Origin of the sequence: Dawidia cretensis, assembly GCF_018598175.1 — a bacterium.
Classification (GTDB): Bacteria; Bacteroidota; Bacteroidia; order Cytophagales; family Cyclobacteriaceae; genus Ohtaekwangia; species Ohtaekwangia cretensis.
On sequence record NZ_JAHESE010000005.1, the window covers coordinates 199,248 to 214,196 of the forward strand.

General features: G+C 50.6%; 15 protein-coding genes. 7 read left to right on the forward strand and 8 right to left on the reverse strand.

The window, feature by feature from the left end:
* Window positions 1–17: 17 nt before the first annotated feature.
* On the reverse strand, window positions 18–1,250 hold the full coding sequence (locus KK062_RS08260; RefSeq protein ID WP_254083802.1) for a phospholipase D-like domain-containing protein: 1,233 nt from the start codon (window positions 1,248–1,250) through the stop codon (window positions 18–20).
* 131 nt (window positions 1,251–1,381) lie between these two features.
* Window positions 1,382–1,795, reverse strand: coding sequence for an SWIB/MDM2 domain-containing protein (locus tag KK062_RS08265; protein ID WP_254083803.1), 414 nt, complete (start codon window positions 1,793–1,795; stop codon window positions 1,382–1,384).
* Between the two features lie 180 nt (window positions 1,796–1,975).
* Between KK062_RS08265 and KK062_RS08270 the strand changes: the two genes are divergently transcribed.
* Entirely contained in the window at window positions 1,976–2,350 is a 375-nt protein-coding gene (locus KK062_RS08270; protein ID WP_254083804.1) for a VanZ family protein, read from the forward strand.
* Between the two features lie 9 nt (window positions 2,351–2,359).
* Here the strand turns inward: KK062_RS08270 and KK062_RS08275 are convergent, their stop codons facing one another.
* Entirely contained in the window at window positions 2,360–2,914 is a 555-nt protein-coding gene (locus KK062_RS08275) for an alpha/beta fold hydrolase (RefSeq protein ID WP_254083805.1), read from the reverse strand.
* A gap of 12 nt (window positions 2,915–2,926) precedes the next feature.
* Complete coding sequence (locus tag KK062_RS08280; protein WP_254083806.1) at window positions 2,927–3,373, reverse strand: DUF1579 family protein; 447 nt, start codon at window positions 3,371–3,373, stop codon at window positions 2,927–2,929.
* Between the two features lie 389 nt (window positions 3,374–3,762).
* Between KK062_RS08280 and KK062_RS08285 the strand changes: the two genes are divergently transcribed.
* On the forward strand, window positions 3,763–4,140 hold the full coding sequence (locus KK062_RS08285) for a DoxX family membrane protein (RefSeq protein ID WP_254083807.1): 378 nt from the start codon (window positions 3,763–3,765) through the stop codon (window positions 4,138–4,140).
* Between the two features lie 69 nt (window positions 4,141–4,209).
* On the opposite strand, the gene KK062_RS08290 is transcribed toward KK062_RS08285, so the two are convergent.
* Window positions 4,210–5,094 (reverse strand): oxidoreductase, encoded by an 885-nt coding sequence (locus tag KK062_RS08290; protein WP_254083808.1) that lies wholly within the window; start codon window positions 5,092–5,094, stop codon window positions 4,210–4,212.
* 123 nt (window positions 5,095–5,217) lie between these two features.
* Window positions 5,218–8,166 (reverse strand): two-component regulator propeller domain-containing protein, encoded by a 2,949-nt coding sequence (locus KK062_RS08295; RefSeq protein WP_254083809.1) that lies wholly within the window; start codon window positions 8,164–8,166, stop codon window positions 5,218–5,220.
* Between the two features lie 157 nt (window positions 8,167–8,323).
* Between KK062_RS08295 and KK062_RS08300 the strand changes: the two genes are divergently transcribed.
* Together KK062_RS08300 and KK062_RS08305 are read left to right on the forward strand one after the other, a co-directional pair.
* Complete coding sequence (locus tag KK062_RS08300; RefSeq protein WP_254083810.1) at window positions 8,324–10,087, forward strand: cellulase family glycosylhydrolase; 1,764 nt, start codon at window positions 8,324–8,326, stop codon at window positions 10,085–10,087.
* Between the two features lie 5 nt (window positions 10,088–10,092).
* A complete protein-coding gene (locus KK062_RS08305; protein WP_254083811.1) occupies window positions 10,093–11,205 on the forward strand; it encodes a sialidase family protein in 1,113 nt (370 codons plus the stop codon).
* Window positions 11,206–11,448: 243 nt separating this feature from the next.
* Here the strand turns inward: KK062_RS08305 and KK062_RS08310 are convergent, their stop codons facing one another.
* Both KK062_RS08310 and KK062_RS08315 read right to left on the reverse strand, forming a co-directional pair.
* Window positions 11,449–11,748 carry a hypothetical protein gene (locus KK062_RS08310; protein ID WP_254083812.1) on the reverse strand — a complete coding sequence of 100 codons (300 nt, stop codon included), beginning with the start codon at window positions 11,746–11,748 and terminating at the stop codon, window positions 11,449–11,451.
* Window positions 11,749–11,949: 201 nt separating this feature from the next.
* On the reverse strand, window positions 11,950–12,174 hold the full coding sequence (locus KK062_RS08315) for a hypothetical protein (RefSeq protein ID WP_254083813.1): 225 nt from the start codon (window positions 12,172–12,174) through the stop codon (window positions 11,950–11,952).
* 377 nt (window positions 12,175–12,551) lie between these two features.
* Between KK062_RS08315 and KK062_RS08320 the strand changes: the two genes are divergently transcribed.
* The 3 genes from KK062_RS08320 to KK062_RS08330 all read left to right on the forward strand — a co-directional run bounded on the left by KK062_RS08320 (window position 12,552) and on the right by KK062_RS08330 (window position 14,944).
* Window positions 12,552–13,001 carry a helix-turn-helix domain-containing protein gene (locus tag KK062_RS08320; protein WP_254083814.1) on the forward strand — a complete coding sequence of 150 codons (450 nt, stop codon included), beginning with the start codon at window positions 12,552–12,554 and terminating at the stop codon, window positions 12,999–13,001.
* Window positions 13,002–13,264: 263 nt separating this feature from the next.
* On the forward strand, window positions 13,265–13,525 hold the full coding sequence (locus KK062_RS08325) for a helix-turn-helix domain-containing protein (protein ID WP_254083815.1): 261 nt from the start codon (window positions 13,265–13,267) through the stop codon (window positions 13,523–13,525).
* A gap of 630 nt (window positions 13,526–14,155) precedes the next feature.
* The gene (locus KK062_RS08330; RefSeq protein ID WP_254083816.1) at window positions 14,156–14,944 is read left to right on the forward strand and encodes an OmpA family protein; all 789 of its coding nucleotides are present in this window, start codon (window positions 14,156–14,158) and stop codon (window positions 14,942–14,944) included.
* Window positions 14,945–14,949 lie beyond the last annotated feature (5 nt).

The window sequence follows — 14,949 nt, forward strand, 5'->3', positions numbered from 1 at the left end:
GCAAGATCAGAAAATAGTTACTGAGAGGAAGCCGCCGGCACGATGTGCCGGTAGAGGGGCGTTAATACGTCCAGGGCCTGGGTAATCGTGGTCATGATCTTATCCGTCCCCATGGCGGGGTCGCCCGGTCCATACGACCGGCCGATGACAAACGGAAAATACATTTCTTCATCCCCCTTCAGGAACTCCCACAGCGCATCTGCCTGTTGAAAGCTCTCGACAGGTTGAACGGCGCCGGCACACTCCAGCGTATAGCCCGGTCCCAGGGCGGCCAGCCGTTGCAGGAAAGCAGAGCGATAGCCGGGATCATACAATTGCTTGTGAAAAGACTGTCGGTCGGCCTTGCCCGTGCCGGTAAGGTCGGAGGTAACGCCAATGCTTACGTTTTGTGGTCCCACCGTCAGGCGCAGGTGCAACGCATCGGGCGCATCATTCGGCGTCAGGTCCAACCACAGGCTGCGGAGCTTTTGGTAGTCATGATCAGCCGGTATCAGACTTGCCGTCGCGGGTACCACATCGGTGCGACCTGCCAGTCCCTTCGTGCGCAATGTAGGCTTTAACGCATCGTATAGTTGCAACAACCTGGTGCGTACGACTTGCCGCTCGGCTTGTGCTTCGGGCGTAGCGAGCAAAGCCTTCTGGCGGTCAAACGCCAGGAAGTCTTCCTTTTTAAAATATTGAGTCTTAAAGCGAATGCTGTCCCATTGAAAACCCGCGGTAGTCAAGGCCAGCGCTTGCTCCAGCTCACGGCGCGAAGCAATCTCGCGTTGCTTCAGTGCAGGGTAGATCGCTTCATACTCGCGCAAGAGATTCTCTGTCAACGGTTCCGCAAACTCGTAATAGCCCGTGAACCAGGACTTCAACGCCTCGATCTCCTTCGCATCATCCACCCGAAAGAACAGCTCTTCATGGTCCTTGATCCCGCCGAGCGTAAAGTGGCCGGAGCCAATAAATGCAACGGACTTACGAAACGGCAGATCAAAAATGAAGAGGTTCGCATGAAAGAAATTTTTGGTATAGACACTCAGCGTGATCCGGTCCTGGTAGTGTTTCCAGAGGCGGCGCAGCACCGGTACAGACGTAAGAACGTCAAAGCCTGTCACGATCTCGATCTTGCATTTCGGCGGAATGCGACTATTAATAAAGTCAAATCCTGCCTGCGAAATAGCGGCCGTGGCAATATAAACATGCTGAGCTTCGGCCAATATTTTGCCGTTGATCAGAGGTACTGCAAGCTTCTTTACGAGCATGGAAGGAGGGAGCGCTGTGTGCTACGGGCGTAGCGGTTAACGATCGGGACGGACGTGCGAGGTGTGTGGTAGAGAATTTAAAGGGCGGTCATTTGCGTCGAGGCAAATGACCGTAATGCCCTTTAAGCGAATTATTTCACGTTGTTATTTACGATTTTCGCTAAGTCGAACATCGAGACTTGAGTCTTACCGGCAAAAACTACTTTCAGTTTAGCGTCGGCGTTGATCATACGCTTGTTCTTCTTGTCTTGCAGGCTGTTCTTCTTAATGTACTCCCAGATCTTCTTGATTACTTCAGTTCTGGGTACTGGCTTGCTGCCAATTACGTCTGCCAGAGCAGGGCTAGGTGTCATAGGCTTCATGAACGCTGCGTTCGGCTTGCGCTTAGCGGCCTTCTTCGGTGCAGCAGCTTTCTTAGGGGCAGCAGCCTTCTTAGGAGCGGCTTTCTTAGGGGCAGCAGCCTTCTTCACTACTTTCTTAGCAGCCTTTGCTGCCTTTTTCGGGGCTGCTTTTTTTGCAACCTTCTTACTCGCTTTTTTTGCCATTTTTCGAATGAGTTTAGTGTAAATAATTTTAAATATACATCCCTTCTGCATCACACCAAATAATTAGCAATACAGTTTTTTTTTAAGAACACTAAAAGCATGCCACCGCCAGTCAGTAGATGGCTTTACTCGCCCTCGGAAAATGGCATCATCTCATTCTTTTTTAGTTATTTCGCCCCCATGATAATGCGATACTCGTGGCCCGCGCTCGTGTGGCTGCTCATAGTGCTGGTACTTACACTCATTCCCGGTCCGGCCATTCCCGACGTAGGTTTTTCCTTCCGGATCGACAAAATCGTTCACTTCTTTCTCTTTGGTATTCAGATGGTATTGACCGCCTATGCCCTGGAGAAACACACCCTATTAAGAGGCGCGCCGGCCCGCCCCATACTGGTTTCCGTCATCTTTAGCATCGCCGCCGGCGTTGGCATAGAGTTCCTCCAGCGGTTCGTTCCCGGGCGAAGCTTCTCCGTCTTTGACATGGTGGCCAACACCATCGGAGTCGGTATTGGCTATTATGTTTTCCGTTATCTGAAGAAGCGTAATCGCCTCTGAATCTCCCTATTATAGAAGTCCCTGAATGTCGTCAATCAGTTCGGGACAGGGCTTCGCAAAGAGATGCCTCATGCCGGCCGGTGTGCGTACCGTTGCCGTCGGCAGCAACTTGGCGTAGTATTTCACATGGTCAGGAGAGACTACATCGTCGTCGTTACTGTGATACAAATACAGCGGACGAATAACCGGTAGGCCAGTAGGGAAATCCTCCCGCAACATATATTCCGAGACGTCCCAATCCTGCACTCCCCAATAAGGCATTGCAATCAGCACCACCCCCGCGATGCGCGGCGCGAAGGCCTCCTCCGAGAGATATTTCAGCAGCACCGACCCACCCAGTGAGTGCCCGACCAACACTGCTTCGTCGGGCAGCGTCGGGATCAATGCGTCGAGCGCTTTCTTCCACGAGGCATACGTTGGGTTGTCAGGCGAAGGCATGCGCGGCGCGAGCAGGGTAACACCCGCACCAAGTCCTTCTCGCAGGCGACGCAGAAGATCGTTGCTCCCTTCGTGCTCACCCTCCTGGGAGCCGGCACTGTGAATAAATAAGATCGTGCGTTTCATAAGGATGGTATTTTAATGTACACGAGTTAACGTAATGTGCATCCAGTCTTGCCAATGCACGCCGTCGTCGGTGCGCTCCCAATGCGCTTTCATCATATTGTCGCGTATGGTAAGAGTAGCGCGATCGGCAGCACCTTGGAATGTCCAGACGTTCTGGTTCAACGTCGCCCGGTATGAACCGGTATTGCCCAGGTTGTCAAAGAAAGTAGTAAGATAAGTGTTGGTCGCGACGTCATAGCCAATGACCTCAAGCGTCTTCGCCTCGTCCGTGCCCATGCGCACATCCACATGATGTACCATAAAAAAACCTCCCGGCAGCCACTCGTAGGTGTCTGTTCCTGCTATCTTCATAGACGGAGCATCGTTCGTTGCCACCGTCTGCCCCTCTGTACGCCAGCGTCCTGCTAATACGCTCATCAGTTTATGTGCCGCTGTGGGCACTACGTTTTCTGTTGCCATGGTTGTTGTGTTATGTGTCTGATATTTCTGTAAAGTGTTATGCCTGCCTACCGTAGCCAGGCGAGCACGACGTAAGTCAAAGATAGAATCAGACCAGGCGAAGCAACCGTCGCGAACATGACAACGTCGGGGGGATAATGAGACAAGCCTATCGGCAAAGCTCCATAGGCAGCGGCCCTGGCCAGGAACGTCGAATTTGTTCAATTCTCACGGGACACGATGGGGTATTTCTGCACCATGCTGTCCTGATTGCCCCCTGATGTTGTCGCGAAGTCCACTCACAGAATCGTCTTTTTAGCGAGTATGTTTGTGCAACCAAAAGGTTTCGAGTAATTCATAACGAAACCAGACGGCAAACAACAGTAGAAAACCTTAAAACTATTATAACTATGAAAATTGCTGTAATCATCGTCCGTGTACTGATGGGACTTCTTTTCCTCTTCTCATCCGTAAGCTATCTGTTCAACCTCATACCCGCCCCGCCCATGGAAGGTGACATGAAGACCTTCAGCGAAGGTTTCGAGGCATCTGGCTACCTCATGCCCCTCATCAAAGTAACCGAGCTGATCTGCTCCCTCGCATTAATCTCCGGCTTCTTCGTCCCCCTCGCACTGGTCATACTCTTCCCCATAATCATTAACATCTTCTTCGTCCACCTCATGCTCGCCCCCGAAGGCATGCCCGTAGCCATCTTCGTCCTGTTAGCCGGTATCTTTCTCGCCTACGCCAAACGCGACCATTACAGAGGCCTATTGGCAGTGAAGTAATAACAACGGTAATAAAAAAAGGGTGATGTATAGCATATACATCACCCTAAAACCATCCACATTGGTCTGCTACTTCGTCATCCCCATCAAAGCCTTGCCCTCCTCCGTCTCCAGGAAATTTTTAGCGTCTGCATGATCCGTAGAAAGCGTCACGGGCAACCACTTCTCAAACTCCGCCTGCCGTTGCTTATCAGCATGCTTCAGTAAACCTGCCGCCTCACTACCCAGTACCAAATGCACCGGTGCCGTAGGCCCCGCCACCAGCTCCACCATCACCTTCGCCGCGTTCTTCGGATCACCTACCGGTATAAACCCATCACCCTTAAAACGCGTAGCCATAAAATCAACCGTAGTCTCATACCCTTCTACATGCTCTGCATAGCTCATGGAAGCACCCGCCCAGTCTGTACGGAAACCACCCGGCTCCACACACGTAACCCGAATGCCCAGCGGCGCAACTTCCTTCGCCAAGGCCTCACTAAAACCGCCCACGCCAAACTTTGCAGCCTGATAAATCGAAAGCCCCGGATTGCCCACACGGCCACCAATCGAGCTAACCTGCAAAATGTGACCCGACTGTTGCTTACGCATATACGGCAGCACCGCGCGTGTAACTTCAATCGGTGCATAAAGATTTGTCTCCAACTGACTGCGCACCTGCTCATCCGTAAAAGCTTCCGTAGCGCCCGTAATACCAAAGCCGGCATTATTCACCAAAACATCGATCTTACCAAAATGAGCAACCACATCGCGCACCGCCTGGTATATCTCCTCCTGCTTCGTTACATCCAGTCTTACGGGATAAAGCAGATCCGGATACTGCTGCACCAGGTCCTGTAACTGTTCCGTATTACGCGCAGTAGCCGCCACACGATCGCCACTAGCCAATACTGCTTCCGTCAAGGCACGTCCCAACCCGCGGGAGCTGCCAGTAATAAACCATACTTTTGTCATTGTCTTTCTTGATTTAACAAGAGCAAAGGTAGGCTGACACGTTAGCTTGGGTTTTGTTCAAAAGCTCAATGTGGTTTGCTATGGAGCTCATAATAATGTCGTCTAAAAGGTCAAACGCCCACACTACACAGCGCGTCCGACTTGCTCCAAAAACGCCGTAATATCCTCCTCCGGCGTCAATCCCAACTTCTTGCGCAGTCTATACCTCGCCATCTTCACACTCGTCTGTGAAATACTCATCGCGGCTGCAATATCCTTCGTAGCAATACCAATCCGATACAACGCGCACAATCGCAGGTCATTATTCGTCAAGTCGGGATAATGAGTTTTCAACGCATCCAGAAATCGCCCATGTACACGCGAGAAGTGCAACGTAAACTCCATCCACTCTTTCTCCGGACTAAAATTATAATTGATCAGCTGCACCAACTGCCGAAAGTCCCGCAAGTTACTCGACCCCGGACTACGCAACAGATCTTTAAGCTTCGTCTTCAGCTCATCCAACAACCGATTCTTCTGAATAATCAACAACGTCGACCCCGTCAGCTCCTGACTCTTCGCCGCCAGCTCATCATTCAGTTGCTGATTCACAAACTGCGCATGCCTTCGCTCCGTCTCCAGCAGTTGCTTATTCTTCGCCTCAATCTCCGTGGTGCGCTGCGCCACCAGCTGCGCCAGTGCGCGCTGCCGTCGACGCAGGTTGTTGATCTGCAAACGATACGCCGCGTACAGTCCCCCGGTAACGACCAGGCCCAGTAACACCGTAAACCACGCCGTTCTCCAAAACGGCGGCGTGATCACAATGCGCAACGACGCATACTGCTCATTCCACACACCATCATTATTCGAAGCCTTCACCTGAAAAGTATACGTCCCCGGATCAAGGTTCGTATACGTAGCCGTATTGACAGCACCCGCCTGAATCCAATCCTGATCAAAAGGCTCGAGTCGATACGCATAGCAATTCTTATCGGAGTGGCTAAAGCTCAACGCCGCAAAGTGTAAACTAAACATCGACTGCGTATGGTTCAGCATCACTTCCTTCGTCTCATCCATCGCCAGCAGCAGCGGTTTATTAAAAACCTGAAAGTCCGTGATCACCACCGGCGGCACAAATGTATTTTCACGTATGTGATGCGGAAGAAACGACGTCACCCCTGCAATACTTCCAAAGTAGAGTCGTCCATCACCATCGGCATACCGTGCACCGATGTTAAATTCGGCACTTGCCAACCCCGAATGTGTATCGAAACTCTTAAACGTTTTCTTACGCACATCAAACCGCGACAATCCCCGGTTGGTACTGATCCAAAGAAAACCCTGCTCGTCTTCCAGAATACCGCACACAATATTACCGGCCAACCCATCTTCCTCCTGAAAACTGGTAAACGTATTGGTCCGATAATCATAGCGATTAACGCCTCCGCCATGCGTTCCAAACCAGACGTTCTTTTCACTATCCTCATAAATACAAACAATGTTGTCGCTGCTGATACTACCAGCCCCGTCGTCGTGATAGTAGGGCATAAACGTACTGTCGCGTTCCTGAAATACATTCAGCCCTGATACCGTGCCTACCCACAACCGGTGCCGGCTGTCGCGATAAATGCAGCGTATAGTATTGGTGCTGATCGTACGCTCGTCTTTCAGCGTATTGGTAAAAGAGCGAAAGGTATTCCTACGCGTATCGAATAATTGCAGACCTCCATGGTTTGTGCCAATCCACAGACGATCGCCTTCGGGATAGAGGGCCCACACACTGTTATCTGTTAAACCATTACGTTTATCGTACGTGGTAAATGTTCCTATCGCTAAATTTAAGACAGACAAGCCCCCCGTATAAGTACCGATATACATCCGCCCGTTCGATTGGGCGAGGCAAAGCACCGTGTTATCGGCCAGGCCGCCGGTACGTTTTTTATAATACGTAGTAACATCTCCTCCCCTTTGCACAAGCCCGCCACCATCCGTGCCGAACCATAGATCTCCATCGGCACGATAGACAGCCAATACCGAATTACTTTCACCTGCGTGCTTAACCTCGGCATACGGCGCCAACTGCGTAAAAGCCGTGTCGGTCTTGTCAAATAAATAAACACCACCCCGGTAGGTGCCCAACCACATATCACCTTTGGTATCTCGACAGAAAGAGAGTACCACGTCCGTACCGTCACGCATAGGCCCATCGTGTAGAGGTACCGCAGCGTCAGCCGGCTTGTCGAGCAGAAACGCACCGCCTTGATCCGTACCCACCCACAAATTACCACCGGCATCTTCGCCCAACGCTCGTATAGGATACCGGTGCTGGAGGGCTTTATACAGGCGAAAAGAGGAGGGAGCATCATACCGCAGCAATGTGCCATCCTCCCGTCCCACCCACACGTGGCCTTCGCTGTCGCGACGTATAGCCGTAATAGGCGACCGGCCAATAGCATCAGGGTGATTAGTAAGTACAGGCGTAAAGCGTTTTGTGGAGGGGTCAAAGCGCAACAGGGTACCGACCGACGTCCCCATCCATAAATGCCCTTGCTCGTCGCGACAAAGTGTACGCACCGAGTTGGCATTTTGAATACTGTCGTTTAACCGATAGTGATCCAGCGCACCCGTACGCTGGTTAAACCGAAACAACCCACCCGACGCGCCAATCCACAAATGCTCGTCGTCATCGCCTGCAACAATCGCCCATACGGGCCGCATGGCATAGCAGCTCCGTTCGGGGAAGTCATAATTAGAAAAGGTATTCGTCTCCCGGTGGTAACGCGACAGCCCTGCGCGCGTACCAAACCATAAGTTCCTGTCGTGGTCTTCATAGACCGCATACACATCACTACTCGCCAACGAGGTGCTGTCCGTCGAACGATTTTTAAAAACAGAAAAGCCCGTACCGTCGTACTTGTTCAGCCCGTTCTGTGTACCAAACCACATAAAGCCACGACTGTCCTGAAAGATGGTATTGACCGTATTTTGCGATAAACCTGCTTCAATGGAAAGCTGCTGCCAGCGGGTGGATTGTGCCGGGCTGTGCGACGCAAAAAGCCATAGCATGATTGATACGAGCAACGTGTTGCGCATAAGTAGGGCGGGGATTACGTCGGAAAAATAGAAAAAACAATGACTGTGCGCGACGCACACACGCCCGGAGCAAAAGGCACATGCCGAATCGCTTGTTTAGGCGGTAAGACGATGTTGGCAATTAATTTAGTATCATTGCTTTCCAACAATCAACCCCATGATGAATCTGAAACACCCTGCCCTACTCGGCATGCTGTTGCTCCTTGCTACCGTTACCCACGGCCAGGGCTTCTTAAAAGCACAAGACAAAAAGATCGTAAACGAAAAAGGTGAAGAAGTGATCCTGCGCGGTGTCGGCCTTGGCGGCTGGATGCTGCAAGAAGGCTACATGCTGCGCGTGCGTAGCAACGGCCAACAGCAGCATGTCATTCGCCGTCGGCTCGAAGAGCTTGTCGGCAAAGAGCGCACCGACGCTTTCTATACCGCCTGGCTCACCAACCACACACGCAAAGCCGACCTCGACTCGCTGGCCGCCTGGGGCTTCAATTCCGTGCGCCTGCCCATGCACTACAATCTCTATACACTCCCCGTTGACCAGGAGCCCACACCTGGCACCAACACCTGGCTCGACAAGGGCTTCGCCATGACCGACAGTCTGCTGCAATGGTGCAAAGCCAACAAACTATACCTGATACTCGACCTGCACGCCGCGCCGGGCGGTCAGGGCAACGACGTAAACATCTCCGACCGCGATCCCGCCAAACCTTCCCTATGGCAAAGCATACACAACCAACAAAAAACGATCGCCCTATGGCGTAAGCTCGCCGAGCGCTACGCCAACGAACCGTGGATCGGCGCCTACGACCTCATCAACGAACCCAACTGGGGCTTTGAAACCCCCGACGACAAAAACGGCTGCGCCGAACAAAAGAACGAGCCCCTCAAAAAACTGATGGTCGACCTCACCAACGCCATTCGCGAAGTAGACAAAAAACACATCATCATCATCGAAGGCAACTGCTGGGGCAACAACTACAATGGCATCTTCCCCCCGTGGGATAACAACACCGTGGTAAGCTTCCACAAATACTGGAACAACAACGAAACAAAGGACATCCAGAAATTCCTCGACATCCGTCAGCAATACAACGTGCCCGTGTGGCTCGGCGAGTCGGGCGAAAATTCCAACGTCTGGTTCCGCGACGCCATCAACCTCATGGAAACCAACCACATCGGCTGGGCCTGGTGGCCTTTTAAAAAGCTCGGCGCCAACAACCCCCTCGAAGTAAAAGTACCCGCCGGCTACCAACAGATCCTCGACTACTGGGCTGACAAAGGTCCCAAGCCCACCGCCGAAGCGGCCCACACCGCCATCACCACCCTCGCCGAAAACCTCAAGACCGAAAACAACCTCTACCACCGCGACGTAGTCGACGCCATGATCCGCCAGCCGCATAGCGACAAGGTTGTTCCCTACAAAACCCACACCATCAACCAGCCCATCGCGGCTACCGACTACGACCTGGGCCGCAACCGCTACGCCTACTTCGACCTCGACACCGGCAACTATTATATTTCCAACGGCGGCACCCGCTCCACTGGCAACAAAGGCTACACCTACCGCAACGACGGCGTAGACATCGTCGCCCAGGAAAGCAACTCCGAACTATACTACGTCACCAACATCGACGCCGGCGAATGGCTGGAATACACCGTCATCGTCCCCCAGGCCGGCCACTACACGGTACTGGCAACAGCCTCCGCGTCTGCCTCCGGCGGCAAAGTATACGTAACAATAAACGAAACCATGACAAAGACCGCCATCATACCACACACCGGCAAACCCACCGATTGGAAGACCGTACCCATCGGCACGCTACAACTGGCCCAGGGCCCAAACGCCATCCGGGTATACACCGTCGCCGGCGGCTTCAACCTTAAAACAATAGAAGTAGTAAAAGATGTTCGGAAGAAAAAGTAATACACATGTATCGTGCAGTAATAATATTGATTTGCTCGCTAGTAGCAGCCACAACCTCCGCGCAACAAAAGAAGAAAGGTCTAATCCCCGTCGGCGGCCCCTTCAGCGTCCTTAGCGCCACAACCGAATATATATTCGAGCAAGGCCCTTTCAAATCCGTCCACGCCTCCACCGTAGTAGAGTTGCCCAACGGCAACATCGCCGCCGCTTGGTTCGGCGGCGACCACGAAGGGGCCAGCGACGTCTGCATCTGGATGTCCATCCGCGACGAAAAGAAAGGCTGGTCCCGCCCGCTAAGAATTGCCGACGGCGTACAATCAGACTATAAAACACAATATCCCTGCTGGAACCCCGTACTATACTGCATCGGCAAAAAACTATATCTGCACTACAAAGTAGGTCCCAATCCCCGCGAGTGGTGGGCGTTGTATAAGGTCTCCACAGACAACGGCCGCACCTGGTCCAACCCCGAACCCATGCTGGAAGGTTTCCTCGGCCCCATCAAAAACAAACCGATAAAGCTGTGGAACGGCGGTATCCTGTACCCATCCAGCACCGAAAGCCGCGACGAAAAACACTGGTGCATCCACATCGAAGGCTCCGACTCCACATTGCAAGAATGGTGGAAAGCCGAAATTCCCTGCGACACCTTTCAGGTCATTCAGCCCACCTTGTTAATACAAGGTGTCGGCCATATGTTGAATGGACGTTCGTATCCCATCAGGCTCCTCGCCCGCAGCAAGCACAACGTACTTGTCGAAAGCTGGTCAAAAGACGACGGCGAAACATGGTCACCCCTCAAGCCCACGACAATCCCCAATCCCAACTCCGGCGTCGACGCTGCAATCTTGCTACCCAGCGGTTTTCATGTCCTGGTATACAACCCCCTGCCCGCCGGCAAAGAATGGTGGGAGGGACGCTCCGTCCTAAAGCTGGCATCACTAGGCTATGAAGAACCGAATGACTTCTATACGTTCGAGGATCACACCGAAGGCGAATACAGCTACCCTGCCATCATTGTCGATCGACACGGCACTGTACACGTAACATACACCGACAATCGTGCTCGCATTAAATATGTTCGTTTGAGGATTGACACGCCGGCGTACATGCGATAGACAAAAGGCCGAAGGCCCCGCAGCCTTCGGCCAGGCACCTATGCAGACCTGGCTGCACATGCCCACTGGTAAAAAATCTTGGAATAAAAAATTCTTAAAAGAAGCCGAAGGCAACAAGCCTCCGGCCCGGGCACACGTGCACTACTGGCATGCACGGTGCCCACCCCCTTATAACATGAAATAGGAAAAGAAACGAAAAGAAGGCCGAAGGCGACAAACCTCCGGCCGGGCGCATCGGCACTACTAGCCTACCGTGCGCCCAAAAACAAAGACCGCAAGGGCACGCGTGGCACCTCCCCACAACTTCTTCCGCATGCCGTTAAACAAACCGGCCACCCACTGCCACAGCGTTGCCCCAGGGCCTTCGTTATCATTATATCTGTTGATAAGCTGAATGATCTGCATATATTCAATCATCAGTTTAGCTTCTGCGTCCAGGCGCACCCGCGATTTAGTAATATCCTCCTGCCGCAACCGTTCCGCCAGGGGCAATACCTTCTCCAGGTATTCTTTTAACATAGGCGTATAGCGAACGTGATCCATCGTTTTTATGGGTTAAATGGTTAAGAAAAAAGAGCTCCACTACACTGCCTTATTATTGGCAATGCATCAAATACCTGCTGCAATGGCAGAAGCCACAGCATGCAAGGCGAAGTCTTTTCCCGCATAGATGCGCCGGCCACCAGGGCCGGGGCACCTAACACGTTCGGGCTCCTTCGCGTAGAATAATCAGGGTTTAAATCCTCAGTTGAGGATCAGTGAGGCGAATGTGAACGGAAGTCGAGGGCTTGCCTCGTAGGTAAGAGCGTTCACACGTTTAATAGTAATCAAGTGATCTATCAGGAGGTCAATTTCTTCATTAAACTGTTGTTGCGTTTTCTTCGCATCCTCCTCTTGTATAATGTCGGCGAGGCCAGTCATCGCCCTAAAGCAATTTTTTAGCAACGGCGTATATCTAACGGTATCCATAGGCAGTGTTTGTTTTTTTTATCTTATAAAATGTTGTCTCATGAGCGGGGTAAGGTGTTTAAAGTTTAAAAATATTTTACCAGTGAGTGTTATTTCGTTAAGGCGGCGCAGACCGTCTGTAAAATGAGTCCTTCCATGCCGCAGTCGTTAAGTTGGGTTGTATCGTTGTGTGCATTTGCTCTTGTTTAATGTTTATGTAAAGTAAACACATGCCACGCGGCCATTCAACATTTCCTCAGCATACAAAAGAACTATACGAGAATAAATTATGACACATATACCTTGCTCAAAATCCTTTTTAAGGAAACATTGCTTTAGTGAAAACTTTCACAAGAATGAATTATTTTCGATATTTGATAAAAGTTATATTTATTGTTATGATAAAAACAGATATGCGCAACAAGAAGAAAATCCACCACGGTGAGAACCTTCGCCACATTCGTGAAAGCTTCGGCCTTAAGCAAGATGCCTTGGCCTCGAAAATCGGTAAAGGCTGGTCCCAGAAAAAGATCTCATTGCTCGAAAAGGAAGAGCATATTGATGATGAAACGTTAAAGGAGCTTGCAGACGCCCTCGAAATTGAGGTTGACAATATCAAGGACTACGACCATGAAAAGGTAAAGCAATACATCCAAAATAATTATAACACGAATGGGTTTGCAGGTCAAGATACTACTATTGAGACATTTAATAATCATATTCCTGAAAAGTACGAAGAACTCATATCTCAATATAATGAGAATAAAAAGCTGTACGAAGATCTCCTAAAAACAGAGCGCGAAAAAATCACCCTAATGGAGAAACTCCTTGAATCGTATAAGAAGTAAGCACATAGAATCCCCTAAAGCATAAAAGGCCACCTCCAGGTGGCTTTTTTATTGCCGGCGATTTTTACGGTTTATGCAAGCGTGTTTAGATAAGTTTTCTTAACTCCAGGCTGGCGAGTCACTTGCTACGGTATAAAAAATGAGCACAAACTCCTTCTACCACCCACTCCCCATCGGCTCTATAAAATTGAAAGAACCGCCAGGCAGGCCCCAACTTGCGCAGTACCTTCTTAATCTATTTTTAAACGAAACTGTTTCAAGCAATGAAAGAAGAAGAAATCCTGCTCCAACAATTCGGTACCCGCGTAGCCCGCATCTTCAAAGACCTACGAAAACAAAAAGGCCTCCCCAGCTACGAGTCCTTCGCCTTCGTGCACGACATACCCCGCGCCCAATACTGGCGCGTCGAAGACGGCAAATCCAACCTCACGCTCCGCACCATCGCCAAGCTTCTCGCCATTCACAACCTAACCATAGATGAATTCGCCGGGCTATTAGCCAATGACCAAGAGCAAACCCCGTAGAAAATAACAGATTCGAGAGACAGAAGCTCTTCTGGCGTCCCGATCTTAGTGGGGCGCCAGCCCATGGAACCAGGGGGGGCGAAAATGTCCGAATGAGCAAGGTTACCTCAAAAATCCGGTTGTTGTGTTACGAAGGTGTGCTGCTGAGGATACTCCCGCCATACTCTAAGTATACTGTAAGTATACTTTATGTATACTTTATCCCTACTGTTGGTCCGGCTAATCCTAGGTGTAATTAGACCAGCAAGTTTGCGCTTTTCGTAGGGCACTAAGGATGCCCCGCCCACCGTGGCCTGGGCTACTGATGATCGGTTCTACTATTTGATAAGTCCAATCTATCCGTCATTTCTCAATACTGGAATGTTAAGAAGCTCGCATGTTGGTTTACGCTGCAAACATCAAGCATGTAAGATTTCATCTAATAAACAAATTTCACCAGAAAGGAATCGCTTCATCGCTTAAAAAGACGCTTCTAACGATACAGTAATCTTTGGCAAGCGGGTTTATAGAAGTCGACGCTTTAAATCGTTCATACATCTTACCTCAAATGTAGGGCAAAACACGCCCAGAAGTAAACCAGGGTTTGTCGATCACTTACTTTTAAACGATTTTCCATATCCAATACCTGGTATGAATACTCGCATTTCTATCTATAGTCCGTCTTTTCTGATACGGCAGATATGCGTTGTAACATTCTTTATTCTGATAGCCTGCGGTTCATCAACTGCCCAGAATTTCTGGGGTCGTGGCTATAAAAGCAGAACTAAAATGTATAGCACGGCCTGTGGGCTTTCCAAAAAATGGAAGAAAAAGCCTCGCACGAATCGCAAAGGCTCATATGTAAAGGAAAAAAACGTTGTGTTAAGCAACTATACTAAAACAACACCTCAACCCAAGCCTAAACCACCGGCTCCGGAAGTAGCGAAAACAGAGCATAAGATCGAAAAGATAGATGACCAAAAACTGGAACAGCTCCATCATAAAGAAGATCAGGTACTCGTAGAAAATAAGCTCCCAGAGCCTACCTCTGAAAAACACGAGCAAATCAGGAAAACGGTGGCCGAGAAGCTGAAGACCAAACCCGACTCAGAGCCGCTTCCCCTGGCGCCGCTGTACTTCACCTTTGCCGAAGACGAGTTTGCCGTCGTAGACATGGAGCCCTTTCTGATTGCCACAGAATATGCGCTACAGGGACATTCGGTATTGATAGAAGGCCATACCGACGATCGCGGTGCAGATGACTACAACATGCAGCTCTCCATCAAACGAGTTCAAAAGATCCGTCAGCTCATGCTCGACATGGGCGTGCCAGACGAACGAATCTCTATCGTAGGCTACGGCGAGACAGTCAAGAAGAATACCAACAAGACAACCGAAGGCCGTCAGCTGAACAGACGTATTGACTTTACGGTGTTCTAAAAATC

Bases quoted from the DNA above. Each gene is read 5' to 3' on its own strand.
- KK062_RS08310 (WP_254083812.1), bottom strand. From the start codon at position 11,748: ATGGATCACGTTCGCTATACGCCTATGTTAAAAGAATACCTGGAGAAG.
- KK062_RS08330 (WP_254083816.1), top strand. From the start codon at position 14,156: ATGAATACTCGCATTTCTATCTATAGTCCGTCTTTTCTGATACGGCAG.
- KK062_RS08265 (WP_254083803.1), bottom strand. From the start codon at position 1,795: ATGGCAAAAAAAGCGAGTAAGAAGGTTGCAAAAAAAGCAGCCCCGAAA.
- KK062_RS08300 (WP_254083810.1), top strand. From the start codon at position 8,324: ATGATGAATCTGAAACACCCTGCCCTACTCGGCATGCTGTTGCTCCTT.
- KK062_RS08295 (WP_254083809.1), bottom strand. From the start codon at position 8,166: ATGCGCAACACGTTGCTCGTATCAATCATGCTATGGCTTTTTGCGTCG.
- KK062_RS08290 (WP_254083808.1), bottom strand. From the start codon at position 5,094: ATGACAAAAGTATGGTTTATTACTGGCAGCTCCCGCGGGTTGGGACGT.
- KK062_RS08270 (WP_254083804.1), top strand. From the start codon at position 1,976: ATGATAATGCGATACTCGTGGCCCGCGCTCGTGTGGCTGCTCATAGTG.
- KK062_RS08320 (WP_254083814.1), top strand. From the start codon at position 12,552: ATGATAAAAACAGATATGCGCAACAAGAAGAAAATCCACCACGGTGAG.
- KK062_RS08275 (WP_254083805.1), bottom strand. From the start codon at position 2,914: ATGAAACGCACGATCTTATTTATTCACAGTGCCGGCTCCCAGGAGGGT.
- KK062_RS08260 (WP_254083802.1), bottom strand. From the start codon at position 1,250: ATGCTCGTAAAGAAGCTTGCAGTACCTCTGATCAACGGCAAAATATTG.
- KK062_RS08305 (WP_254083811.1), top strand. From the start codon at position 10,093: ATGTATCGTGCAGTAATAATATTGATTTGCTCGCTAGTAGCAGCCACA.
- KK062_RS08325 (WP_254083815.1), top strand. From the start codon at position 13,265: ATGAAAGAAGAAGAAATCCTGCTCCAACAATTCGGTACCCGCGTAGCC.
- KK062_RS08285 (WP_254083807.1), top strand. From the start codon at position 3,763: ATGAAAATTGCTGTAATCATCGTCCGTGTACTGATGGGACTTCTTTTC.
- KK062_RS08280 (WP_254083806.1), bottom strand. From the start codon at position 3,373: ATGGCAACAGAAAACGTAGTGCCCACAGCGGCACATAAACTGATGAGC.
- KK062_RS08315 (WP_254083813.1), bottom strand. From the start codon at position 12,174: ATGGATACCGTTAGATATACGCCGTTGCTAAAAAATTGCTTTAGGGCG.